This window comes from Streptomyces sp. NPDC093261, assembly GCF_044753645.1.
Classification (GTDB): domain Bacteria; phylum Actinomycetota; class Actinomycetes; order Streptomycetales; family Streptomycetaceae; genus Streptomyces.
The window spans coordinates 196,417-218,411 of sequence record NZ_JBIVNO010000008.1; the positions used below are offsets into that span (position 1 = coordinate 196,417).

The 21,995-nt window shown below is 71.7% G+C and carries 23 protein-coding genes; 11 read left to right on the plus strand and 12 right to left on the minus strand.

The window, feature by feature from the left end; translation table 11 throughout:
- Positions 1-129: 129 nt before the first annotated feature.
- Together ACIP94_RS19355 and ACIP94_RS19360 are read right to left on the minus strand one after the other, a co-directional pair.
- Entirely contained in the window at positions 130-1,794 is a 1,665-nt protein-coding gene (locus ACIP94_RS19355; RefSeq protein WP_402426596.1) for a PP2C family protein-serine/threonine phosphatase, read from the minus strand.
- A gap of 138 nt (positions 1,795-1,932) precedes the next feature.
- A complete protein-coding gene (locus tag ACIP94_RS19360) occupies positions 1,933-2,406 on the minus strand; it encodes a hypothetical protein (RefSeq protein WP_402426598.1) in 474 nt (157 codons plus the stop codon).
- A 263-nt stretch (positions 2,407-2,669) separates the two neighbouring features.
- Between ACIP94_RS19360 and ACIP94_RS19365 the strand changes: the two genes are divergently transcribed.
- Together ACIP94_RS19365 and ACIP94_RS19370 are read left to right on the plus strand one after the other, a co-directional pair.
- Positions 2,670-2,936 (plus strand): DUF397 domain-containing protein, encoded by a 267-nt coding sequence (locus ACIP94_RS19365; protein ID WP_402426600.1) that lies wholly within the window; start codon positions 2,670-2,672, stop codon positions 2,934-2,936.
- A 97-nt stretch (positions 2,937-3,033) separates the two neighbouring features.
- Positions 3,034-3,954 (plus strand): helix-turn-helix domain-containing protein, encoded by a 921-nt coding sequence (locus ACIP94_RS19370; RefSeq protein WP_402426602.1) that lies wholly within the window; start codon positions 3,034-3,036, stop codon positions 3,952-3,954.
- A gap of 34 nt (positions 3,955-3,988) precedes the next feature.
- On the opposite strand, the gene ACIP94_RS19375 is transcribed toward ACIP94_RS19370, so the two are convergent.
- Entirely contained in the window at positions 3,989-4,807 is an 819-nt protein-coding gene (locus ACIP94_RS19375; RefSeq protein ID WP_402426604.1) for an SAM-dependent methyltransferase, read from the minus strand.
- A gap of 194 nt (positions 4,808-5,001) precedes the next feature.
- Between ACIP94_RS19375 and ACIP94_RS19380 the strand changes: the two genes are divergently transcribed.
- From ACIP94_RS19380 to ACIP94_RS19390, 3 genes are all read left to right on the plus strand, one after another.
- Entirely contained in the window at positions 5,002-5,382 is a 381-nt protein-coding gene (locus ACIP94_RS19380) for a hypothetical protein (protein WP_402426606.1), read from the plus strand.
- Positions 5,379-5,846, plus strand: a complete 468-nt coding sequence (locus tag ACIP94_RS19385; protein WP_402426608.1) for a peroxiredoxin — start codon at positions 5,379-5,381, stop codon at positions 5,844-5,846. The genes ACIP94_RS19380 and ACIP94_RS19385 overlap by 4 nt, the downstream gene beginning before the upstream one ends.
- A 370-nt stretch (positions 5,847-6,216) precedes the next feature.
- Positions 6,217-7,452, plus strand: coding sequence for an epoxide hydrolase family protein (locus ACIP94_RS19390; protein ID WP_402426610.1), 1,236 nt, complete (start codon positions 6,217-6,219; stop codon positions 7,450-7,452).
- Between the two features lie 180 nt (positions 7,453-7,632).
- Here the strand turns inward: ACIP94_RS19390 and ACIP94_RS19395 are convergent, their stop codons facing one another.
- The 5 genes from ACIP94_RS19395 to ACIP94_RS19415 all read right to left on the minus strand — a co-directional run bounded on the left by ACIP94_RS19395 (position 7,633) and on the right by ACIP94_RS19415 (position 12,037).
- A complete protein-coding gene (locus ACIP94_RS19395; protein WP_402426612.1) occupies positions 7,633-8,283 on the minus strand; it encodes a DUF4360 domain-containing protein in 651 nt (216 codons plus the stop codon).
- 339 nt (positions 8,284-8,622) lie between these two features.
- Complete coding sequence (locus ACIP94_RS19400; protein ID WP_402426613.1) at positions 8,623-9,297, minus strand: hypothetical protein; 675 nt, start codon at positions 9,295-9,297, stop codon at positions 8,623-8,625.
- 134 nt (positions 9,298-9,431) lie between these two features.
- Positions 9,432-11,318, minus strand: coding sequence for a hypothetical protein (locus ACIP94_RS19405; protein WP_402426615.1), 1,887 nt, complete (start codon positions 11,316-11,318; stop codon positions 9,432-9,434).
- Between the two features lie 79 nt (positions 11,319-11,397).
- Positions 11,398-11,616: a hypothetical protein gene (locus ACIP94_RS19410; protein WP_402426617.1), complete on the minus strand. Its 219-nt coding sequence runs from the start codon at positions 11,614-11,616 to the stop codon at positions 11,398-11,400.
- A gap of 208 nt (positions 11,617-11,824) precedes the next feature.
- Entirely contained in the window at positions 11,825-12,037 is a 213-nt protein-coding gene (locus ACIP94_RS19415; protein ID WP_402426878.1) for a hypothetical protein, read from the minus strand.
- Between the two features lie 234 nt (positions 12,038-12,271).
- On the opposite strand from ACIP94_RS19415, the gene ACIP94_RS19420 reads away from it, so the two are divergent.
- The gene (locus ACIP94_RS19420; RefSeq protein WP_402426619.1) at positions 12,272-12,664 is read left to right on the plus strand and encodes a helix-turn-helix domain-containing protein; all 393 of its coding nucleotides are present in this window, start codon (positions 12,272-12,274) and stop codon (positions 12,662-12,664) included.
- Between the two features lie 152 nt (positions 12,665-12,816).
- The gene (locus tag ACIP94_RS19425; protein ID WP_402426621.1) at positions 12,817-13,077 is read left to right on the plus strand and encodes a hypothetical protein; all 261 of its coding nucleotides are present in this window, start codon (positions 12,817-12,819) and stop codon (positions 13,075-13,077) included.
- Between the two features lie 261 nt (positions 13,078-13,338).
- Here ACIP94_RS19425 and ACIP94_RS19430 read toward each other — a convergent pair whose 3' ends face one another.
- Positions 13,339-13,869, minus strand: coding sequence for a hypothetical protein (locus tag ACIP94_RS19430; RefSeq protein ID WP_402426623.1), 531 nt, complete (start codon positions 13,867-13,869; stop codon positions 13,339-13,341).
- 251 nt (positions 13,870-14,120) lie between these two features.
- Here ACIP94_RS19430 and ACIP94_RS19435 point away from each other — a divergent pair, with 251 nt between their 5' ends.
- Together ACIP94_RS19435 and ACIP94_RS19440 are read left to right on the plus strand one after the other, a co-directional pair.
- Complete coding sequence (locus ACIP94_RS19435; RefSeq protein ID WP_402426625.1) at positions 14,121-14,621, plus strand: hypothetical protein; 501 nt, start codon at positions 14,121-14,123, stop codon at positions 14,619-14,621.
- Positions 14,622-14,734: 113 nt separating this feature from the next.
- Positions 14,735-16,456: an ArnT family glycosyltransferase gene (locus tag ACIP94_RS19440; protein WP_402426627.1), complete on the plus strand. Its 1,722-nt coding sequence runs from the start codon at positions 14,735-14,737 to the stop codon at positions 16,454-16,456.
- 71 nt (positions 16,457-16,527) lie between these two features.
- Here ACIP94_RS19440 and ACIP94_RS19445 read toward each other — a convergent pair whose 3' ends face one another.
- Entirely contained in the window at positions 16,528-17,952 is a 1,425-nt protein-coding gene (locus ACIP94_RS19445) for a M1 family metallopeptidase (protein WP_402426629.1), read from the minus strand.
- A 164-nt stretch (positions 17,953-18,116) separates the two neighbouring features.
- Between ACIP94_RS19445 and ACIP94_RS19450 the strand changes: the two genes are divergently transcribed.
- Both ACIP94_RS19450 and ACIP94_RS19455 read left to right on the plus strand, forming a co-directional pair.
- Positions 18,117-19,010 (plus strand): Gfo/Idh/MocA family protein, encoded by an 894-nt coding sequence (locus ACIP94_RS19450; RefSeq protein WP_402426631.1) that lies wholly within the window; start codon positions 18,117-18,119, stop codon positions 19,008-19,010.
- A 72-nt stretch (positions 19,011-19,082) separates the two neighbouring features.
- Positions 19,083-20,048: an ATP-dependent DNA ligase gene (locus tag ACIP94_RS19455; RefSeq protein ID WP_402426633.1), complete on the plus strand. Its 966-nt coding sequence runs from the start codon at positions 19,083-19,085 to the stop codon at positions 20,046-20,048.
- Positions 20,049-20,135: 87 nt separating this feature from the next.
- Here ACIP94_RS19455 and ACIP94_RS19460 read toward each other — a convergent pair whose 3' ends face one another.
- Entirely contained in the window at positions 20,136-20,507 is a 372-nt protein-coding gene (locus tag ACIP94_RS19460; protein ID WP_402426635.1) for a DUF6479 family protein, read from the minus strand.
- A gap of 130 nt (positions 20,508-20,637) precedes the next feature.
- Entirely contained in the window at positions 20,638-21,948 is a 1,311-nt protein-coding gene (locus tag ACIP94_RS19465) for an MFS transporter (RefSeq protein WP_402426881.1), read from the minus strand.
- Positions 21,949-21,995 lie beyond the last annotated feature (47 nt).

Sequence of the window (21,995 nt, forward strand, 5' to 3'; positions counted from 1 at the left end):
TCACGGCGTCGTGTGCCGCGCAAAGAATACGGCGGGCCCGCGGGAAGTCGCCGGGCCGGGTCGCCAGGGACGCCGGAGCCGGTCGCGGACCGCGTCCGGCCGCCGTGGCGGACCGGACGGGTGCGGTGCTCACGCGGTGTACCTCCCCCGAGTGCGGCCGTCGACCGCGCTGAGGTGCGCGTGGTGCGGCGCGGTCACGGCGACCACGGCCATGTCGTCGTGGCGGCGGCCGCCGACCCACTGGGCCGCCAGCATCTGCACATGGTCCACCACCGCTTCCGCGGGCATCGCAACGCACTCCGCCACCGCCGCCATCAGCCGCTCGACGCCGAACAGTTCGTCTCCCCAGGGCCCTCCCCTGGCCTCGATGATCCCGTCGGTGAACAGCAGGCAGGTCTCGCCGGGCGCGAGTTCGAGGTGGGCGGTGGTGGAGGTGATCTGCGGGAAGACACCCACCAGGGTGCCGCGCGTGTCCGCCTCCTCGACGCGGCCGTCGGCCCGGACGAGCAGGGGGGCGGGGTGTCCCGCGCTGGTGACGCGGAGCCGTACCGTGCCGCCGCGGCGGATGACGGACGCCAGCGCGAGGGTGGCGAACCGTGTGTGATGCGAGTTGATGAGCGCGCCGTTGAGCAGGCCGAGGACGGAGCGGTGGTCGGCGGCCAGGGGCAGCAGCGCCTGGACCGTGTTGCGGATCTTCCCGGTGAGCACGGCCGCCTCGAGTCCCTTGCCGCACACATCGCCGAGGACGACCAGGGTCTCCTCCTCGTCGGTCGCGCCCGGGTGGACGTCGTAGAAATCGCCGCCGACGCGGTCGTGCTGACTGTAGGGCCGGTAGGCGCCCGCGAACTGCACGCCGTGCACGCTGTGCAGCTGCGGCGGCAGCAGCTCGCGCATCAGGGTCGTGGTGATGGCGGCCTGGTCGGCGTACATCCGCGCGGCGGAGATCGCGGCGCCGGCCCGGGCGGCGAAGAGCCGGGCGAAGACCTCCTCGCTCTCGCTGAACGTCCTGCGGTCCTCGGCGCGCAGGAGGATGAGCGCTCCCGCCGGTACGCCGTGCCCGGGCAGGGGTGACACCACGACGGAGCCGACCGGTCCGGTCAGCCCGGCGGGCACCGCCCAGTCCGGGAGCGCGGCGGGGTCGATCCAGCGGGAGGACACCGGCGGGAAGCCGCGCAGCGCCTCGTCCAGGCCCGGCACGTCCTCGGGGTCCGCGAGCACCGTCGTGTGCGTGATCTCGCCCGAGGGGCCGCAGGAGGTGACGGGGCTGCCCCGGCCGCGGGCGGGGGCGACGGTGACGGCCGCGTCGGCGAGGTGTTCGACGGCCAGCCGGGCGGTGGCCTCCATACAGGTCTCGACGTGCAACGAGGCCAGCAGGGTGGTGGAGGCCCTGGCCAGGAAGGCGGTGCGCTCGCGCTCGCTGCGGAGGGCTTCCTCGGCGAGGCGGCGGTCCGTGTCGTCCACCAGCCACCACACCACCTGGTCGTGGGCCGACCGGGTGGGATGGGCTTCGAACGAGCGCTCCCCGATCCGCCCGGACGCCGGAGTCCCGTCGGTGAGGTCCCGATCGGTGGTGTCCGAGGCGAACCGTTCGTGGGCCTCGCAGAGCCATGGCGGTGCGACGTCCCGCAGACTCGAGCCATGGCCCGCCCCGGGGAACAGGCCTTCCGCGACGGCGTTCAGCTCCAGCACGCGGCCGCGCCTGTCCGCGACCATCACCGGGCAGGGAGCACTGCCCCACGCCACGTCGTGGCCGTGGCCGCGCGAGTCGGCGGAAGTCCGCTGAAAGGTGTCCACAGGCAGGGGGTCGCGTCCGCGGCCCGTTCCCTTCTCTGCTGCACAAGCGACGAGACCGTTGTCCTACGACAACCATCTCGCAGTCCGGCCGTTCTCCGCAAGCAGCCGGCCGTGGCGCGCGACAGAGGCCGTCGGGGCTCAGGCGGCGAGTGCGGACGCCAGTTCGCTTGCGGCCTCGACGAGTTCGGTGTCCGGCTCCGCGAGCAGCTGCCGCAGGGTCCCGTGGTCGGCGCGCACGGCGCTGCGAGCCTGCCGCTCCCAGCCCACGTAGTCATGACGGTGGTTGAGGAGCTTGGGGTACACGGAGGCGGTGCTCTCCCACTGCCGGGCGGCGGCGATGCTCTTGAGCAGGTTGACGATCTGCACTCGGCAGGTCACCTGGGGAAGCCTGGCCAGCTCCCACAGGAAGGGCACCGTGGCGGCCGTGGCCTGGTCGACGACGAAGCCGTACTGGCAGATGCGGGACCGCAGATCACCCAGTGCCGCTCTCGCGGCGGATTCGTCGCCTCGCACGAGGGTGCGCAGCAGGAACGGGATCGCCTCCGCGGTTCCGCTGGAGTCCTTGATCGCACCCCACGGCACGCGCTCCAGGCCTTTCAGTGGTGTCGCCATGTCCGCTCCCCGCAAGACGGTGTGGAGCCGGGCCCCCGTCGTCCCTGCTCCGCGCGCGGCCCCGACGGGTGGGCCTGACATCCGGTACCCAGCTGATGACACGGCATCTGCCTGATGCCACGTCAACGTACGGCGTCTGTCGTGCGATTGACGCCGTCGCTATTATCCACGCAGTCAGCATCGTCGTGCAATTGCATGGGAAATTGCACGACGGGTAGGAGACCCTCGGGAACCGGCGGGTGCACCCCGCCCCGTGCGCCCCGATGCCCCCGTGGCGGAACGTCAGCAAGGAGAATGCGGTGTCTTCAGAGCCGAACGGAGTGCGGGCCAGCGCCTTGGCCGCCCGCTGGATCAAGAGCCGGCACAGCAACGCCGAGGGCAACTGCGTCGAGCTGGCCGCCCTGGCCGACGGAAGTGTCGCGATGCGCAACTCCCGGGATCCGGACGGGCCCGCCCTCGTGTACACCCCCGCGGAGGTGGCGGCCTTCCTGGCCGGCGCGAAGGACGGGGAGTTCGACCACCTCACCTGAGGGCGGAGCGGAAAGTCGTCTCATCGGCGCATGCGGTGGGACCCGTTCGAATGCGATACTGCGAGCCTGCTTTTCTGTCGGCCAGCAGGGAGCCACGATGTCCGCCGAGTCGCACCGCATCTCCCGCCTCGAACCGTATCTGACTCGGACGGAGCCCGCTCCGACTCTGCTGAAGATGCTGGTCGGCGTGCAGTTGGCCGGTATCCGGGAGGAGGCCGGCCTCTCTCAGGAACAGGCGGCGCGCGCCCTCGGTTTCAGTCCCGCGAAGCTGTCGCGCATCGAGGCGGGCAAGGGCCGCAGGCCGCCCACGGAAGGCGATGTCCGCGCGCTGCTCCAGCTGTACGGGGCCGATGACTACGAGGCCACGGTCCTGGTCAAGCTGCTGCAACGCGCCGGTGAACCGGGCTGGTGGCAGCGCTACGACAAGCGCCTGATGCCCGAGTGGTTCGACCGTCTGGTCGGGCTTCAGGAGGCGGCCGTCGCCATCCGCACCTTCGAGATCCAGTACGTTCCGGGACTGCTCCAGACCCCGGCCTACACCCGGGCCGTGGTGGAGCGCGGACTGCCGACCGCGTCCGCCGCCGAGGTGCAGCGCCGGGTGGAGCTTCGGATGCGCCGCCGGGAGCTGCTGTCCCGCCCCGACGCCCCTCAACTGTGGGCGATCCTCGACGAGTCGGTCCTCATGCGGGTGCTGGGCAGCCGTGAGGTGATGCGCGAGCAGGTGGAGCATCTCGTCGAGGCGGCCCGGCTCCCCCATGTGACCGTGCAGATCGTGCCGTTGGACGTGACCAACGCCTCGGCCCCGTCCATCCCGGTCACCTATCTGCGCTTCGGCGGTCTCGAGTTGCCGGACATCGTCTACCTGGAGCACATCAGGAGCGCCAACTTCCTGGAGGACCGCGACGAGACCGAGGAGTACCGGGTGGTACTGGACCGGCTCGCCGACGAGGCCCTCGACCCGCGTGCGTCGCTGGAGCTCTTGCGCAGGACACTGGAGGAGCGCTACCCGGCCCGCTGACTTCCGGGCCGGCGGCCCACGGGGAGCGGCCGGGTCAGCGAAGCCGCCCCACTCCCCCGAACTCGATCCACTCCTGAGTGAGTTGGCGCGGTGCCACTTCGCTGTCCGGCCGCCAGGTGGACACCTCCACCAGGCCCGGTTCGAGGATGTCCATCCCCTCGAACCAGGCCGCGACGTCCTTCTCCTGGCGTACGCGTCCCCAGTGCCCCTGTGTGGCCTGGTCCATGAAACCGGTGACGAAGTCCCGGACTTCGGCGTCCTCGCTGACCAACTGGCACATGACCAGGCAGCTGCCGGGCACGAGGCGCTCGGTCACCCGGCGGACCAGGGCGGGCGGCCCGTCGGTCTCGCTGTCCGGAATGCAGTGCATCACCGAGTTGAAGAGCACGGCCACCGGCCGTGAGAAGTCGATCAGGCGCCGGGTGTCGGGGTGGGAGAAAATGGCCTCGGTGTCCCGCATGTCCGCCTGGATGACCGTGGTGCGCTCGTCCTGCTCCAGCAGGGCCCGGCCGTGGACCAGAACCATCGGGTCGTTGTCCACGTACACCACATGGGTGCCGGGGTCGACCCGCTGTGCGACCTGGTGGACGTTGTCCTGCGTGGGCAGACCGGATCCGTGGTCGAGGAACTGCCGGATGCCGTACTCCGTCGCGAGGGTCCGCACGACGCGCTGAAGGAATCTGCGGTTGTTCAGTGCGAGCGCCCGTGTGCTGGGAACGACCTTGTCCAGCTCCTCGCAGGCCGCCCGGTCGACGGCGTAGTTGTCCTTGCCGCCCAGATAGTGGTCGTACATACGGGCGGCCGTCGGCACCGTGGCGTCGATGGACGTGGACAACTGCCTGCCTGGCTGCATCGTTCCCCCAGATCCATGCCGTGCCGTCAGGACCGGCTCGACGGGCCTCCCATCCTAGGGAAGGGAGGATTCCCGGTGCCAGCCCTTCGATGTAGGACACCGGCGGTTCACGGGCCGCCCTCCGCTCCCGGACCGCGGCGGCCGGCGTCGTACCGTGCAGTAATATGCGCCTCGACAGGCCTGGAGGAGGAACGGTGTCACGGTCGGAACGCTCATCCCTGTTGCTCGCGGGCCTGCTGGCCACCGCGGGCGTCAGCCACTTCGTCGCGCCGCGGCAGTTCGACGCGATCGTCCCGCGTGCGCTACCGGGCGCGGCCCGGGCCTGGACCTATGCCAGCGGCGCGGCCGAACTGGCGCTGGCGGCCGGGGTGGCGCTGCCCCGGACACGCCGTAGGGCCGCGCGGGCGGCGGCGGCCTTCTTCGTCGGCGTGCTGCCGGCGAACGTACAGATGGCCGTGGACTGGCGCGACCGTCCCGCACCCCTGCGGGCCGCGGCGCTGGCCCGGCTCCCGCTCCAGGTGCCGCTGGTGCTGTGGGCGCGTGGCGTCGCGAAGAACGCGGAGGAGCGGGCATGACGGATCGCGTCGAGGTGGGAGCCAGGGTCGAGGACTTCGCCCTGCCGGACGAGACCGGCACACCGCGCCGGCTGTCCGAACTCCTCGCCGAGGGGCCGGTCGTGCTGTTCTTCTATCCGGCCGCCCTCTCGGCGGGCTGCACCGCCGAGGCGTGCCACTTCCGGGACCTGGCGGCCGAGTTCGCGGCCGTCGGGGCACGGCCGGTCGGCATCAGCGGTGACGCGGTGGACCGGCAGCGGGAGTTCGCCGGGCGTCACACCCTGGGCTTCCCGCTGCTGTCGGACGAGGACGGGACGGTTCGCGAGCGCTTCGGCGTCAGGCGTGGCTTCTCCCTCGCCCCCACCAAGCGCGTCACCTTCGTCATCGGCGAGGACCGCACGGTCCTCGAGGTGGTGCGCAGCGAACTGCGGATGAGTGCGCACGCCGACCGCGCGCTGGCCGCGCTGCGGGCCCACCGGGCCTGACGGCCGGCCGCTTCGGCCGCGCGCCGCACACCCACGGGCCCGGACCGCTCGCTTCCGAGCGGTCCGGGCCCGTTCGGGTTGCCGCGCGGCCGGGTGCTTCACGAGCGACCACCTACGCAACGGCGCCCGGGGCGGATGGGGAAACGTCCTATCGTCAGAGCCGTTGAGAGTCCGCGCCGGTGCCGAGGTGGTCGAGTCGCGGCGAAAGGAGCGCATCGGTCGCCTGGCGGCCCTGGCCGGCCGGCTCGCCCCCCACCACCGGCAGGCACTCGCCGCGTCGCTGTCAGCACGCCTTGAAATGGCGCGGTACCGCCGCCCAACCACCCAACAGGCCGACGACACCGCCCCCGACCCGGTAAGGAACCACGCCATGACCACCCCGCACGCCTTCCCCCTGGAACCCACCCCGATCCACGTGCCCGACAAGGTCCTCGATGATCTGCGCACCCGTCTCACATTGACCCGGCCGCCGCTGGACGAGGGGAATGGGGACTGGTCCTACGGCGTCCCGGACAGCTATCTCCGTGAGCTGGTCGCCTACTGGCGGGACGCCTACGACTGGCGCAAGGCCGAGGCCGCCATCAACGCCTACGAGCACTACCAGGTGAGCGTCGCCGGTGTCCCAGTGCACTTCATGCGCAAGCCCGGCCGCGGCCCGCGCCCGATCCCGTTGATCCTCACCCACGGCTGGCCGTGGACGTTCTGGCACTGGTCCAAGGTGATCGACCCGCTCGCCGACCCGGCCGCGTTCGGCGGTGACCCCGCCGACGCGTTCGACGTCATCGTGCCGTCCCTGCCCGGCTTCGGTTTCCCCGGGCCGCTCACCGGCTTTCCGGACGTCAACTTCTGGAAGGTCTCCGACCTCTGGCACACCCTGATGACCGAGACCCTGGGATACGAGAAGTACGCCGCCGGGGGCTGCGACATCGGCGGGATCGTCTCCAGCCAGCTCGGCCACAAGTACGCCGACGAGCTGTACGGCATCCACATCGGCTCCGGGCTGCCGCTCGACTTCTTCACCGGCCACCGCGCCTGGGACTTCGCCCGGAACCGGCCCCTCACCAACGACCAGCCCGCCGACGTCCGCGCCCGCATCATCGAGCTGGACCACCGCTGGGCGTCCCACCTCGCCGTGCACATGCTCGACGGCGCCACCCTGGCCCACGGGCTGAGCGACTCACCCGCCGGACTGCTCGCCTGGCTGCTGGAGCGCTGGAACGCCTGGAGCGACAACGGCGGCGACGTCGAGTCCGTCTTCGCCAAGGACGACCTGCTCACCCACGCCACGATCTACTGGGTGAACAACTCCATCGCCACGTCGATGCGTTACTACGCCAATGCCAACCGCCACCCGTGGGCCCCCGCCCACGACCGCACCCCGGTCGTGCAGGCCCCGGTCGGCCTCACCTTCGTCACGTACGAGAACCCGCCCGGCATCCACACCGCCAACGAGCGCGTCCGGGCATTCAAGACCGGCCCGCAAGCCGAGTGGTTCAACCATGTCAACGTCAACGCCCACGACCACGGTGGCCACTTCATCCCCTGGGAGAACCCCGACGCCTGGGTGAGCGACCTGCGCCGCACCTTTCATGGCCGCAGGCCCTGAACGACCCTGCGGGCCCTCTGGTGAGGGGCCAGGCGAACCTTGACGGTGACCAGGCCCCACACGGTCTTGTGGCGCAGGGCGACGGTGGTTGGCACCGCCGGGGCCGCGGCCGGAGGAGCGTCACGCGCCGGTGTCACCGGCTCCGGTGCGACGAAGCCGGTGACAGGGGTGTGCAGGGGATCAGGAGGCGGGACACTCCTTCCAGGCCAGGTGGTAGATGGTGCTGAGGTCACCGTCGGTCGAGTCCATCGTCATGAAGCTGGTGCTGCCGTGCGCCGACGTCCCGGCGTTGACCCGCAGTTCGGTGTTGATGTTGAAGTTGCGCTGCACGCCGCAGGGCGCCCACACGAGCTGCGCCCAGTCCGTGGTGTCCGTGGCCTGCCAGTTGTCGTTGTACGGGCCGGAGAACGGGTGGGTGAGCGCCGCCGTGCTCGACGAGCCCTGGAAGTAGTACGAGGCCTTCTCGGTGCTGCCGGCCCCGCGCTGGAGGGAGGCGAAGCCCCGGTAGTCCGCGCTGGCGATGGCGTACGTGAAGCCCTGCGGCACATGCACGATCAGGTTGAGCTGACAGTTCTTGCGGAACGCGGTGGGATCGGCGTTCCCGCCGACCTGGGCGAGGTAGTCGCTGTACGTCACCGTGAAGGCGGTGTTGTCCGGCGAGACGGCGACCGCCGCGGTGCCCTGGGGGCAGCCGGATCCGTTCACCGTGGCGACCTTGATCACGATCCTGTCCGGGGGCGGGTCGGTGAATCCGCCCGACGGGTCCTGTACGGGGAATGCGGTGGCGAGGAGCGCGGCGATCGCGCCGCCGAGGAACGGTCCACCAGCCATGGTTCTCCCATCCGTTGCATCGGTTCTCCGGCGGCGGGAGACCGCCGGGTATTGGGGGGTGCGGCCCCGCGGGCAGGCGGGACCGTCGCGGACCAGGTGCGTTGGATCAGGTACAGAGCCTGTTCGGTCATGTGCATGCCAAGCCAGGCGGGCGCATCACCCGGCCTGTGAACGAGCTGTGAAGACCGGGAACGACCGCATCGTATGTACTGCGCCACCAGACCGGAACGGCCATCTCCGGCCAATCGTTCACCCCGTCCTGCCGTACGGCCGCCGGGTGAACGTGCGATGGCCCGCCGCCCCGGGCCCTTCCGGGGACGGCGGGCCGGGCCGGCCCGGTCAGTGGGCGGGCCAGCCGTCCAGGTGGCGATGGAGCGTGACGGTGGGCCGCTCGGCGCCCTTGGGGGCCCTCGCGACCGCGTCGTTGAGCACGGTGTTCACCTCGGCGGCCAGGGCGTCGGCCCGCTGCTTCAGGTCGGTGGCCGGAAGCGTCGAGCGGGTCAGGGCGTCCAGTCGGCGGTGGATGTCGTCGAGGCGCCGCCTGGTCTGCTGGTCCAGGGAGAGTGGGCGTGGCGTGGAGACCACGAACTGATAGGCGCCGGCGAGGGTCTGACAGCCGTCGCAGTGGTTGTTGACCGCGTCGCCGCGGTTCAGGGCCGTCAGATGGGTGTGCTCACCAGCCATCGTGACGATCTGGAAGGACAGGGCGACCGAGCGGCAGTGGTCGTCGACCGAGCAGCCCACCCCGACCGCGTTGGCCTGGTTGCGCACGGTCGCGGCGTTGACCGTGCCGAACTGGCGCACGGTGAAGGAGTCCCGGGCCTGCGTGTGGTGATGGAAGTCGGCGCGGCTGAAGGTCTGGTCGGTGACCACCGCGGTGTGCTGCGGTGTTCCCGTGGCCGCCTGCGCGGGAACCGCGGTCGCGATTCCGGCCGCGCCCGCGGCGAACAGTCCGACACGGACGGCGCGTTGGGTGAAGGCTGACGGCGTGCGTGGTTTGCGGTGCTGGTTCACTTGGGTCTCCTGCTGGAGTGGTGTCGACGGACGGAGCGCCGCGGACCGGGGTGCACGGCACTCCCGGCCGGCGGCGGGGACCGGCCCCGCGCCCGGGGCCGGTCCGCGACCCCCGGGGCACTGGCCCGGGGTGTTCAGGAAGCGGTGGGCGTGGGCGCCGCGGAGGGCTGCTCGCTCGCACTCACCGACGCGGACGGAGTGCCGGCCGTGGAGGGCGGCGTGGACGGCGGGGCGGAGCCGGGATCCGCGGGAACGGAGACCGAGGGGCCGCTCGTGGCGGGGCTGCCCGTCGGTTTGCCGCCGGGGGCTGCGGACGGCGAATCGGAGGCGCTGGGTCCGGGACTCGCGGAGTCGGACGGGCTCTCCGAGGCGGAGGGAGGGGCCGAGACACTCGGGGACACCGTGCCGGAGGGCACGCCGGTGGCCGTGGCCGACGGCGTGGCGTGCTTCCGGTCCGATGGCGTCGCGACCCGCGCGGGCGGGGCCGAGGTCGACACACCGGGTTGCAGGATCGGGGCGATCGGAGGCCTCTTCGGCAGCGGCTCCGGCGTCAGACCGGAGACCCACGCGTAGCTGAGACCGCCCAGCCCGACCAGGAGCACCCCGCACAGCGCCAGCCTGAGTCCCGGCCGTCCGGCCGTCGACTTCGCGGCGCCCCGCCACAGGCGTCCGCCGAGTTTCACCGACAGATAGACCACGCCCGCCATGGGGCACAGCAGCATGACGCAGCCGACCACGCCCATCAGCCCCGCCGCGATCTGCCCGTGCACGAAGGCGCCGCCGGTGCCGAGGACCTGCTCGGTCAGCGAGCGGACCATCGTGGTGGTGATGCGGGGCAGGTTCCACAGCGCGTAGCCCAGCTCGCCGACCAGCAGGGGCACCATCGTCAGCACCCAGGTGGCGACGATGGCACGGGCCGACTTCTTGAGCGCGGCGACCTCGGCGCGGGCCGTGCGTCCCTTGGCCCCGGGGACCAGGCTCAGCAGGATCGGCTGGATCTTGCCGTAGAGGTCGGGCACCCCGGCGAGGTCGCCGAGGATGTAGTAGCCGTCCAGGCGCACGGCCGGCATGAGCTGCTCGAGGATCTCGAAGTGCCCGAGATAGACGGCGGCCAGGAAGAATGCCTGGCCGCTCACGGCGTAGGCGCCGGCCATGGCCAGCATGAAGACGACGTTGAAGTAGACGCCGCCGAGGTCGGTGCGCAGCCGGCCGGCCCGCCCGATGCGGTAGACGTCGGTGACGTCCGTGTACATCGAGGGCCAGATGAGGAACAGGCCGCAGCCGATGCAGCCGGGCCGGGCGCCGCCGTAGCGGCAGGCCGAGGCGTGGCCGAACTCGTGGAAGACCAGGGACGCCACGGTCAGCACGAAGACCACGAGCAGCAGCACCGGCTGGTCCAGCACTTCGAGCACGGGCGTGATCGCGCCGAAGAACACGAACAGCCAGACGTCCAGCATGGCGATGCCCGCGAGCACGGCCACCACCACCAGGGGGCGGTGCAGCCAGGCCAGGGCCCGGGCGATCTTCGCCACCCGTCGCTCGCTGAACAGGACGCGGTGGCCCTTGAGGGCGAGGAGCAGGTCGGACCGGGGCGCGGAGACCTGGTCGTCCTCCTGACCCTCGGGGACCGTCACCCCGAGGGGGTCCAGCTTGTTCTCGATCAGATAGCGGATGTTCTCCGCGCTGACCTCGCGTCCGAACCGGGCGCTGACCCGGTGGGCGATCGTCTCGATGTCGCGGTGGCCGTCGACCGACGACGCCACCAGGTGCAGCAGCCGGGACAGCTGCACGACCTGCCCGTCCCCCCGACGGGCGATGTACTTGGGCTCGGTGAATCCCGATCCCTGATACTCGCCGTGCAGTTGCAGTCCGGCGCTGAGCCGCGGCACCAGCGGATTCTCGAAGCCGACGACGGTCGGGTTCCCCCCGGTGGCCTGCTCGTAGGTCACCGGCATTCCCCCGGGCCCGGGTACGGGGCCGGTGTCGTACAGTGCCGCGGTGTTGTCCCCCAGCAACGTCATATGCGCCTTTCCTCCCCCCAAGGGCGGACCGCGCCTGCCCCGTGCGCGGTCCGCCGGAATTGCCCTCGGTGTACGGGGGTTACTGCTTGATGTTGATCGACTGGGTGGCCTGGGACTCGGCGACCGACCACGCGGAGTGGTCGTTGAGCGCGGCCGACTCGTTGTGCGCGGAGACGTTGGCGACGTGCTTGGTGACGTTCACCGTCTTGCCGAAGCTGAACTTCAGGCGACCCAGCGCCTCACGGCCCGGCAGCAGCTCCGCGGACTCGGCGTCCAGCTCGTAGGCGTCCATGCTCATGGCGTGTCCTTTCCGAAAGACCTTCGTTGACAGGCTTGATGGGAGCCGGGCGGATCAAGGCACCGCCCGGCGAGAGGTGGTGACGTGTCGTCAGACGACGAAGCCGGATGGGGGTACCGCCGCGGCGGGCGAAGGTGTGTGGTGATGCGTCGCCGCGGCGGTACCGGGTGCCGCACGGCGCCGGGGCGCCGGCCCGTGCGGCACCCGATCACTGGCCGATGTTGATGGACTGGGCGGCACCCGACTCCGCCACCGACCACACGGAGTGGTCGTTGAGCGCGGCCGACTCGTTGTGCGCGGAGACGTTGGCGACGTGCTTGGTGACGTTCACCGTCTTGCCGAAGCTGAACTTCAGGCGACCCAGCGCCTCACGGCCCGGCAGCAGCTCCGCGGACTCGGCGTCCAGCTCACGAGGATCCATCATGATCGATTCCCCCTCAGGGTTCTTGTGGTGTTTCCGTCGGACACGGTCAGGTCCCCCCGGACCGTGTCCAACTCCGTCGGACGGGCTGTCCAACGAGATTGGACACTAGGGCCCGCGACCGATGTGACGCAAGCGGTTCGGGAGAACACCTTCCGTCACTCACCCAAGTCGCCCCTAGAATGATCCGACACGGAAGAGTTCCGCCCGGCGGCGAGCAGGAAGTGACCATCGGTGGCCAACGCACTGCAGCAGATCATCCGCGACCGGCTGGACCACGAGCGCTGGTCGTACGGCGACGTCGCCCGTCGCGGAGGCATCCCCCGCTCCACGGTCCACCACCTGGCCACGACCGAGCACATGGCCCGTATGCCCCAGCCGGCCACCCTCGAAGGGCTGGCCCAGGGTCTCGGACTGCCCTTGGGGACCATCCGTCAGGCCGCCGCGGAGGCGTGCGGCATCCACCTCTACGCCCCGGCCGGCGAACCCGCGCCCGTCTCCGACGCCCCCGGCGACCCCGAGGTCGACGTGCTCATCGCCAGCGTCCAGCGGCTGTCCGCCGAGGACCGCCGCCATGTCGCGGCGCTGGTCGAGTCGCTGCTGAACCGCGCTCCGGACGCCTCCTGACCGCAGACGGCGGCAAGCGCGACGGTTGCGCACCTCGCCTGCCACTTCCGCAAAAAGTAGCCACTCCCGCCCAAAGGCCCATGATCCGCCGCTAGTCTCTCCTCCTGCCCGGGACCCATGAGCCGCACGCCCCGGGCCGACTGGGGGGAACTTTGCTCTTCGTACACGGCGGCCCCGCCACCGCCATCGTCAAAGGGCCGACGGGAGAATCCGTGGTCCTGCTGTCCGGCGAGCTGCCGGCCGACCTCACCGACACGGCCATCGGTGAACTGCTCGACCTCGCGGCGGCCGTGCTGAGCGAGGACGAACTCGGGCTGTTCGACCAGTGCCTCGCCATGCTGCGCCGCGGCGAGGGCCCCACTCCTCGGCGCATCGAGGTCAACGGCGCCGTGCTCACCGTCTACCGCGAGTGACCGCGGGCCCGCCGCCCGGGGCGGGGGTGATCTCGTACGGAATTCCGGACGCCGGGACCGTGGCTACCAGGCCCCGGGCAGGGCACCATCACGGCCATGGGAAAGACCGCACCTGCGCACCACCGCCCCGCTTTCCGGGCGGCACCATGAGCCCGGCCCGCATCCCCGGCCTGATCGTGCCGCTCGTCTTCCTGATCGCCCTTGTGGCCGGTGCCGTGTGGTACTGGCGCCACCGTGGCGAATAGCCCCGGCGCGCCGGGCTCAGCCCGGCCCTCGTTCCGCCTGCTCGCGCAGGAACGTGCTGATCTGTCCGGCCAGGATCTCCGACGCCCCGTCGGGACGGGCACCCGATCCCGGCATACCGTCCGGCGCGCTCAGATCACCGGACCACAGATACCGGTCGGCCCATTCATCGCCGGCCTTCACCTGCACCTGAATGTCGACGAGAGGCAGGCAGGACTCCGGGGCGGCGGCATACAGCACCGCGGTCGCCCGGCGCAGCGGATAAAGATCGAAGCCCTCGATGAACTGCGAGTTGCGCCAGTCGAGGAACGCGCTCTCCCCGTCGGGGCCGGTGCGGACGTCGAGTTGACCGTCTTCGAGATGGATGCCGACGACGTCCCCGCCGCGGTTTTCGACGGTCACCCGGAAGCGGAAATACGTCAATCCCTCGGCGGCGTCGTCCCGCCCGCGCGGCGGCTCCGCCTTTTCCAGGCGGTGCACGCGAATACGCAGACCGGCATGCTCGTCCGAGCATTCCTGCCAGTCACCGATCACATGGGGCTCGCGCACAGTCCACCTCTCCACTTCCGCGCCTTGTTTCCTATCCGCGCGCGCAACAAAGTGTCAAATGCGGAGAACACTGCGTGGCCAGCGGATTTTCCCCTCTTGATCACCGATCAAGCGATGCGCAGCAAGGATCCCCCGCGGGATCCGTGGGGGGCCGTCGCGCACGTGTCGCACATCACGCCGGCCGCCGCCCGCGGCGGACCGTGACCGGGGTTCCGGCGGGGGCCGGGCCGGCGGCTGGCACACTGCACGTCATGGCCCCGATCACGCCCGCCCGCGCACTGCGTCTGCTCGTCACCGGGCTGGTCTGTCTGACCACCGCGAGCGGCGCCCTCCTCGGTGCGCTCTTCGGCGGGGCGCGGATCGCCCTCGTCGCCGCGACGGGCGCCGGTGCGGTGACCGCGCTCACCACCTTCCTCCTGCGCCGGAGGGCGCTGGCGCACTTCGCGGCGGCCCGTCGGCAGGCCGGGGCGCGCGGCTACGCCGAGGGGATAGCCCACGGCGTGCTCCTGCACATCGCCGTGTACGAGGCCGCGGTCTTCCCGCGCTCGGGGCCCGCGGGGGTCGCCCCCGAGGAGCGGGCCGCGCGGCGTACGGTCGCCTATCGCATGGCCGCGCTGGACGAAGTGCCCCGGCCGGTGCGGGAGGCCGCGGCCGACGCGCTCGCCGCGCTCGACGACGCCGACCGCACGCGGGCCGAGGAGGCCCTCGCCCACCTCGCCTCCACCGTGCGGCAGGAGTACGCCCGGCCCTGAACGGCCCGGCGACTCCGCTGTTCCGCCTTGCCCTTCCGGCGCGCGTGACACGAGGCCGGCCGTAACCCGTGCGCCGTTGAGCAAGGTCCTGCCGTTGCGACGTAGCAGAGGACATGATGACGTACGAACAGCGGTCGCTCCTCACAGCCGACGACGGGAGCGCGGCGGTCCCCGGTGCGGCGCCGGCCGACGCTCGGCGGGGCGGCGGCCGCTGGGAGCGGCTGCGGCGCCACCGGCGGCCGCTGCTCGCACTGCTGGTGGTCGCGCTGCTGGCGCAGATGGCCGTGGCGATGGTGACCACCGCCGTGCGGCAGACGCCCACCATCGACGAGCCCGTCTACGTGGGCACGGCGGTGGTGTACGTCCGCGAGCACAGCCTGCGGTTCAACCCGGAGCACCCGCCGCTCGGCAAGCTCATCGTCGCGGCCGGCACGGTGTTCGCGCATCCGCGTCTGAAACCCGGCTTCCACGGCGACCAGGGGCAGTTGGGGCGGCGGCTGCTGTACGAGTCCGGCAACGACCCCTGGCGGGTGATGTTCTGGGCCCGGCTCCCGGTGATCGTCGTGACGCTGCTGTCCGCCCTGGTCGTCTTCGGCTTCGCCCGCGATCTCGTGGGACGGGTGGGCGCACTGGTGGCGCTCGCCCTGTACACGTTCTCCCCCGATCTGATCACCAACGGTTCGCTGGCCACCCTCGACCTGCCCGCCGCGGGGTTCGTGGTGACCGCGGCGTGGATGCTGTGGCGCGCCCGGCGCCGGCCGCTGCCGTATCTGCTCCTCGCCGGCCTGGCGACGGGTGCCGCCGTCGCCACGAAGATGAGCACCCTGCCCGCGGTGCCCGTGCTGCTGGCGCTGGCCGCCTGGTCGTACTGGCGGGCTACGGCGAGCACCGTTCCCCGGTGGCGGCGCGCGGCACACGCCCTGGCGGCGGCCGGCGGTGTCGCACTGGTGCTGGTCGCCGTCGTATGGGCCGTGTATCTGGCCGTGGACCCCCGGCTGCGGTGGACGACACCGGCGAACGTACCGGCGGTGCACGGACCGAGGGGCCTGCTGATCGACTGCCTGCCGTTCCCCGACGCCTACCGCGACGGGATGCGGATCCAGTTCGGCTTCGAGAACGCGACCTGGCACGGCTATCTGTTCGGCCATGTCTACACCGGCGCGCTGTGGTACTACCTGCCGGCCGCGCTCCTGGTGAAGACACCGCTGGGCATGCTGGCGCTGTGGCTTGTCGGGGCCGGGGCCATGGCGGCGCTGCCCCCGCTGCGCGCCGCCGTGCCGTATGTGCTGGTGGTGCCGGCGGTGCTGCTGGCGGCGGCCATGCAGGGCTCACGTGACCTCGGGGTGCGATACGCGCTGTTCATACCGGTGTTCCTGGCCGTCGCGGCCGCCTGCGTGCCCACGCTGCGGCGGCGGGGGGCGTACGCCGTGACGGCGGTGCTGGTCGCGTTCGTCGCGGTCAGTTCGCTGCGCACGTACCCGTACTACCTGCCGTACTCCAATGAGGCCTTCGGCGGTCCGGCGCAGACCCATCTGAGGCTCCACGACTCGAACGTCGACTGGGGCCAGGACCTCGGGCGGCTGGCCGATCGGCTGCGCGAGCGCTATCCGCGGGAGCGGGAGGTGTGGCTGGTCTACAAGGGCAGCGGCGAGCCCTCCTGGTACGGCATCCACGGCCGTGACCCGCTCGAGGTGCCGCCGGACCGGGTGCACGGGCTGCTCGTCGTGTCCGACTCGTCGATCGCCAAGGCGCAGGGTCCGCTGAAGCGGCTGATCCGCGGCAGCAGGGCGATCGACGACGTCGGACACTCGATCACGATCTTCCGGCGGCCCTGAGAGCTCCGGGCGGAACAGGCGCCCGGCTCGCGACGCCTGTCTTGTTCGGATGTCTTCTTCGGAGCTCCGGGTCAGGACGCGGACGGCTTGCCCGCCGTGCCGATCCAGGTGTGGAACAGCGCGCCGAGGTCCTTGCCCGACAGGCGCTCCGAGAGCCGGACGAACTGGGCCGTGGTCCCGTGGCCGCCGCGGTGGCCGGCCGCCCAGGTGCGCAGGATGCGGAAGAAGACCCGGTCGCCGACGGTCGTGCGCAGCCGGTGCAGGGCCATGGCGCCCCGGGCGTAGACGGGCGTGTCGAAGAGATGGGCCCCACTGCCCGGGTCGGCGGGCGGGAAGGCCCACAGGTCGTCGCTCGCCGGGCGGGCGTAGAGCGAGTCGAAGGTCTGCTGTGCCGTCGTGCCTCCGTGCTGCTCGCTGTAGAGCCACTCGGCATACGTGGCGAAGCCCTCGTTGAGCCATATGTCCTGCCAGCGGGTCAGGCTGACCGAATCGCCGAACCACTGGTGGGCGCTCTCGTGCACCAGGGTGCTGACGTCGGGCGCCCGGTCGTAGACCGGGCGGGTCTGCGTCTCGAGGGCGTAGCCGACGTTGGTGGCCTTGTCGACGATGGCTCCGCCCGCGCGGAAGGGATAGGGGCCGAAGAGCTTGCTCTCCCAGGCGAGGACGGAGGGCAGCTTCTTGAGTACGGGGGCGGCGGCGGACGCCACGCGCGGGTCGACGGCGTTGAAGATCCTGATGCCGTCCCGGGTGGTGTACTGCTCGACGTCGAACTTCCCCACGGTCGCCGTGGCCAGATACGCGGCCATCGGCTCGGACTGGCGCCAGTGGAACGTGGTGTGCCCGTTAGCGGTCCTCCGGCTGACCAGGACGCCGTTGGAGACGGCGGTACGGCCTTGCGGGACCGTGATGGTGATGTCGTACGACGCCTTGTCCCGGGGGTGGCCGTTCACGGGGAACCAGGTCATGGCGCCCTGCGGCTCGCCCGCCACGAAGGCGCCGTCGTCGGTGGGGATCCAGCCGTCGAGCGAACCGTCGGGGTCGGTGACCGGCTTGGGCGTGCCCTGGTAGCCGACGGCGACACGGAAGTCCTGGCCCTTGCGCAGCGCGTGCCTCGGGGAGACCACGAGTTCCTGCCCGTCGCGGCGGAAGGACGCCTTCACATGGTCGACGGTGACCATGGTGACCTTCAGGCCCTTGAGGTCGAGGTCGAAGCGGGTGAGGCGCTGGGTGGCCCGGGCGCGCAGGACGGCCCGGCCGTCGAGGTGGCCGCTGCCCGGGGCGTAGCCGAGGGTCAGGTCGTAATGGCTCACGTCGTAGCCGCCGTTGCCCTCGCGCGGAAAGTACGGGTCGCCCGCCCCGGCCGAGCCCACGGTGCCGGCCGCGGCGGGGCCCGCGGCGGCGAGCAGCGCGGCGAGGGCGACGGGGACCGTTCCTGCGACGGCCTGCCGGGGCAGGACGGTGCTGCGTCTGGGGGTGTGCCGACGGGGTGGCGTCACGGTGACTCCTGTGGAGGGGCGGATGATCAACGGCCGTCAGCTTAGGGTGCGGCCTGGCTCCGGAATCACCTGTGTTCGGTCAAGTTCCCTGCCGCCGGGCCCTGTTGCTCCGCTCCGGCGGGCGGTTGTGGTCAAGCCCGTGGAAACGTGATGGAGTTCGTGCCATGACAGACCTGTTGCCGCCGTGGACCGGGGAGCCCCTGCGGGTGGGTCTCGTCGGGGCGGGGCCCTGGGCACGTGCCGTGCACGCACGGGTGCTCGCGGCCGGCCCCGAGACCCGCTTGACGGCGGTATGGGCGCGCCGCGAGGAGGCGGCCCGCGAGACCGCGGCCCCCTACGGCGCGAAGGCCACCGACCGGTTCGAGGAACTCCTGGACTCCTGCGAGGCGGTGGCCTTCTCGGTGCCTCCGGCGGTCCAGGCCGAACTGGCCGTGCGGGCCGCGGGGGCGGGCCGGGCCCTGCTGCTGGAGAAGCCGCTCGGACAGGATCCGGCCTCGGCGCGGCGGCTCGCGGACGCGGTCGGGGAGGCGGGGGTCGTCTCCCAGCTCGTCCTGTCCAACCGCTATCACCCGGCGGCCCGCCGGTTCCTGGCCGCCGCACGGGAGACGGAGGTCGCCGGCGCGCGCTCCAGCGGACTGAGCGGCGCCTTCCTGGGCGGCGACTTCGCGACCCCGTGGCGCCTGGAGCACGGCGCGCTGCTCGATGTGGGGCCGCATCTGCTCGATCTGCTGGAGGCGGCGGTCGGTCCCGTCGCGCGGATACGCGGTATGGGCGACCCCCGCCGCTGGCTCGAGCTGACGTGCGAGCACACCACCGGGGCGATCAGCCAGTGCTCGCTGTCCGGCTCGGTGGACGTCCCGGGGGGTGGCACCCGTGTCGAGCTGTTCGGACCGCGGCCTCCGCTGGTGTACGACACCGCCGGCCTCGACTACGAGGAGGCCTGGCCGGTGCTGCGCCGCGAGTTCGCCACCGCCGTGCGCACCGGGGTGTCCGGCGAGCTGGACGTCCGGCGGGGGCTGCGGTTGCAGGAGCTGATCGCTCAGGCCGCACCGGCGTAGCTCGGGCGCCGTTCAGGGGAAAACGCCGGGCCGGGACGCGTGACGGTGCCCGGCGGCGTCCACAACTGACCCGTGAGACTTCCGCTGATCGCCCCCATGCTCGCCACTCCCGGTGTCCTGCCGCCCGCCCGGCAGGACGAGAAGTGGGCGTACGAGACCAAGCAGGACGGCCAGCGAGCGGTGGTCTATCTGCCCGGCGACGGCAGCCTGGGACTGCGGGCCCGGTCGGGGGAGATCATCACGGGGGCCTACCCCGAACTGCGTCCGCTGGGGGGTGTCCTCGGCGCGACACCCGCGGTGCTGGACGGGGAGGTGGTGGCACCGGACGAGCGGGGGCGGGGGGACTTCCAGCGGCTTCAGTCCCGGATGGGGCTCGCCCACTCTCCGGCGCTGGCGGCGCGCCGCGCGGCGCAGACGCCCGTGCATCTGGTGCTGTTCGACGTGATGTTCCTGCGGCACGACCTCACCCGGCTCCCCTACGCGCGGCGGCGGCGGGAGCTGGAGGCGCTCGGGCTGGCCGGTCCGCACTGGTCGACGCCGGGCGCGATCGTGGGCCACGGCGCCCAGGCCCTCGAGGCGACCCGGGAGAGCGGTCTGGAGGGGCTGGTGTGCAAGCGGCTGGACTCGGTCTACGAGCCCGGGGTGCGGTCCCGGTCCTGGATCAAGATCCGCAACGTGCGGGCCGTGGATGTGATCGTCGGCGGCTGGCTGCCCGGCCAGGGCCGGCTGTCGGGACTGCCCGGGGCGCTGCTGGTGGGGCAGCGGGCGGAGGGGCGGTTGCGCTATGTGGGCCGGGTGGGAACGGGCTGGAGCGAGGCGGAGCGGGTGGAACTCGCCCGGATGCTGGAGGCCGTGGAGTCACGGGTGTGCCCCTTCGACCGGGACCCCCGGGTGCCGGGGGCACGCTGGGTGCTGCCGAGACTCGTGGGCGAGGTCCGCTACAGCACGCGCACCCGGTCCGGCCTGCTCAGACAGCCGTCGTGGCTGCGGATGCGTCCGGATCTGACGCCGGAGGAGTCGGCGGCGGAGCTGCCGTGACCGGCGCCGTCCGGGCGGCCCCGGACTCCGCCGCTTCCGTGCCGCAAGGACACACACCGGGCCCGTGCCGGGTGGGTGGTGGGCGGCTCAGACGTGGCCCGGGCCGCCGCTGCCGAACGCACCGCTGGAACCGGGAAGCCAGCGCTTGCGATGCTGATCGTCGCAGCGTTTGCTCGCCGCGTGATGGAGCTGGTACGGCATGAGCCGTTCGCTCTCCTGCGCGGCTTGCGGCATCTCTTCCGGTTCCCGGACCTCCCGCTCCTCGAGGACCGGGCCACCGTCGGGCAGGTGGGGCTGCTCTTCGGGGCCTGGGGGCTCCGGTTCCCGGTCTCGTACGGCCATACCGATCCGTACGGCCCAGATCAGCGCTCCGGCGACGACCAGGCCGCCGATGAAGGCGAGGAACACGTTGACCTGTTCCTGCGATACCGCCAGCAGTACATAGCTCATCGCATTCATAATGTGACCATACTCCCGCTGAATGGAGTTCGCCCTCCCCCGGGAATTTCCCCCGCACCTACGGCCGTCGCGCGCCCGGCAAATCCGCCGGGCGCGCGAAAGCCGTATTTCCCCGGTGGAATGCCGGGTGTCAGATCCGGTAGTCGCGCAGGGCCGGGGTCGCGACGGCGAGGACGAGGATGGCGAGGACGACCAGCAGGCCGCCGCCGTCGATGGCCGCGCGGACACCGAGGGCCGAGCCGACCGTGCCGTGCAGGACGTCCGCGAGACGCGGGCCCCCTGCGACGACGACCGTGAACACGCCCTGCATCCGGCCCCGCATCTCGTCGGTGGCGGCCGACAGCAGAATGGCCCCGCGGAAGACCATCGAGACCATGTCGGCCACTCCGGCGGCGGCGAGGAAGGCCACGGCCACCCAGAGGTTGGTGGTCAGTCCGAGGCCGGTGATGGCCACGCCCCAGGCGATCACCGACAGGATGACCATGAGGCCGTGGCGGCGGGCGCGGGAGAACGTGCCGGACATCAGACCGCCCAGCACCGCGCCGATCGGAATGGCCGCGAACAGCAGTCCGAGCGCGAGCCCCTCCCCGTAGGCGGCGTAGGTGCGGGCGGCGAGCTGCGGAAACAGCGCCCGCGGCATCCCGAGCACCATGGCGATGATGTCGGCGAGAAAGGACAGCAGCAGCACCTTGTGCAGCGACATGTAGCGGAAGCCGTCGGCTATCGCCTGCCAGCCGGAGCTGCTCCTCTCCCCCGTCGTCCGGGGCGGCAGCGCGGGGAGCCGCACAACGGCCCACACCGTCACGCACAGCGCCAGTGCATCGATCAGATACAGCTCGGACAGGCCGATCACCGGGATCAGCACACCCGCCAGGAGCGGACCCGCGACCAGGCCGGTCTGCATGACGGTGGAGCCGAGCGCGTTCGCCGCGGGGAGTTCCTCCGCCGGCACCAGTCGGGCGATGGAGGCGTTGCGGGCCGGGGAGTTGAGGCCGAAGAAGGCCTGCTGGAGGGCGAGCAGTGCCATCAGCACGAACACCGAGTCCAGTCCGATGGCGGCCTGGACCCAGAAGAGCACGGACGTGACCGCGAGACCGGTGTTGGTGAGCAGAAGCAGCCTGCGGCGGTCCATGCTGTCGGCGATCGCCCCGCCCCACAGGGCGAACACCGCGAGCGGCAGAAGGCCCGCCAGGCTCGCGTAGCCCACCCACGCGGAGGAGTCCGTGATGTCGTAGATCTGCTTGGGCACCGCGACCGCGGTGAGCTGGCTGCCGACGCCCGTGACGATCGTCGAGGTCCACAGGCGGCGATAGGCGGGACGGCGCAGCGGCCGGGTGTCCATCGCCCAGCGGCGCCATCCCCGCCCCTTCGCTCCCGCCCCGTCCTGCCCGTCGTCCTGCGCCGCTGCTTCGTTGCCGGTCGTACTGTCGCTCGTGTCCACGGACTTCCCAGCTGCCTCGAACATCTGATGATTCCCGGTTCACTATC

Excerpts from the sequence above, each read along its gene's own strand:
- ACIP94_RS19360 (WP_402426598.1), bottom strand. The coding sequence starts at position 2,406 with ATGGCGACACCACTGAAAGGCCTGGAGCGCGTGCCGTGGGGTGCGATC.
- ACIP94_RS19365 (WP_402426600.1), top strand. The coding sequence starts at position 2,670 with ATGCCCCCGTGGCGGAACGTCAGCAAGGAGAATGCGGTGTCTTCAGAG.
- ACIP94_RS19370 (WP_402426602.1), top strand. The coding sequence starts at position 3,034 with ATGTCCGCCGAGTCGCACCGCATCTCCCGCCTCGAACCGTATCTGACT.
- ACIP94_RS19375 (WP_402426604.1), bottom strand. The coding sequence starts at position 4,807 with ATGCAGCCAGGCAGGCAGTTGTCCACGTCCATCGACGCCACGGTGCCG.
- ACIP94_RS19385 (WP_402426608.1), top strand. The coding sequence starts at position 5,379 with ATGACGGATCGCGTCGAGGTGGGAGCCAGGGTCGAGGACTTCGCCCTG.
- ACIP94_RS19390 (WP_402426610.1), top strand. The coding sequence starts at position 6,217 with ATGACCACCCCGCACGCCTTCCCCCTGGAACCCACCCCGATCCACGTG.
- ACIP94_RS19395 (WP_402426612.1), bottom strand. The coding sequence starts at position 8,283 with ATGGCTGGTGGACCGTTCCTCGGCGGCGCGATCGCCGCGCTCCTCGCC.
- ACIP94_RS19405 (WP_402426615.1), bottom strand. The coding sequence starts at position 11,318 with ATGACGTTGCTGGGGGACAACACCGCGGCACTGTACGACACCGGCCCC.
- ACIP94_RS19410 (WP_402426617.1), bottom strand. The coding sequence starts at position 11,616 with ATGAGCATGGACGCCTACGAGCTGGACGCCGAGTCCGCGGAGCTGCTG.
- ACIP94_RS19415 (WP_402426878.1), bottom strand. The coding sequence starts at position 12,037 with ATGGATCCTCGTGAGCTGGACGCCGAGTCCGCGGAGCTGCTGCCGGGC.
- ACIP94_RS19435 (WP_402426625.1), top strand. The coding sequence starts at position 14,121 with ATGGCCCCGATCACGCCCGCCCGCGCACTGCGTCTGCTCGTCACCGGG.
- ACIP94_RS19440 (WP_402426627.1), top strand. The coding sequence starts at position 14,735 with ATGATGACGTACGAACAGCGGTCGCTCCTCACAGCCGACGACGGGAGC.
- ACIP94_RS19450 (WP_402426631.1), top strand. The coding sequence starts at position 18,117 with ATGACAGACCTGTTGCCGCCGTGGACCGGGGAGCCCCTGCGGGTGGGT.
- ACIP94_RS19460 (WP_402426635.1), bottom strand. The coding sequence starts at position 20,507 with ATGAATGCGATGAGCTATGTACTGCTGGCGGTATCGCAGGAACAGGTC.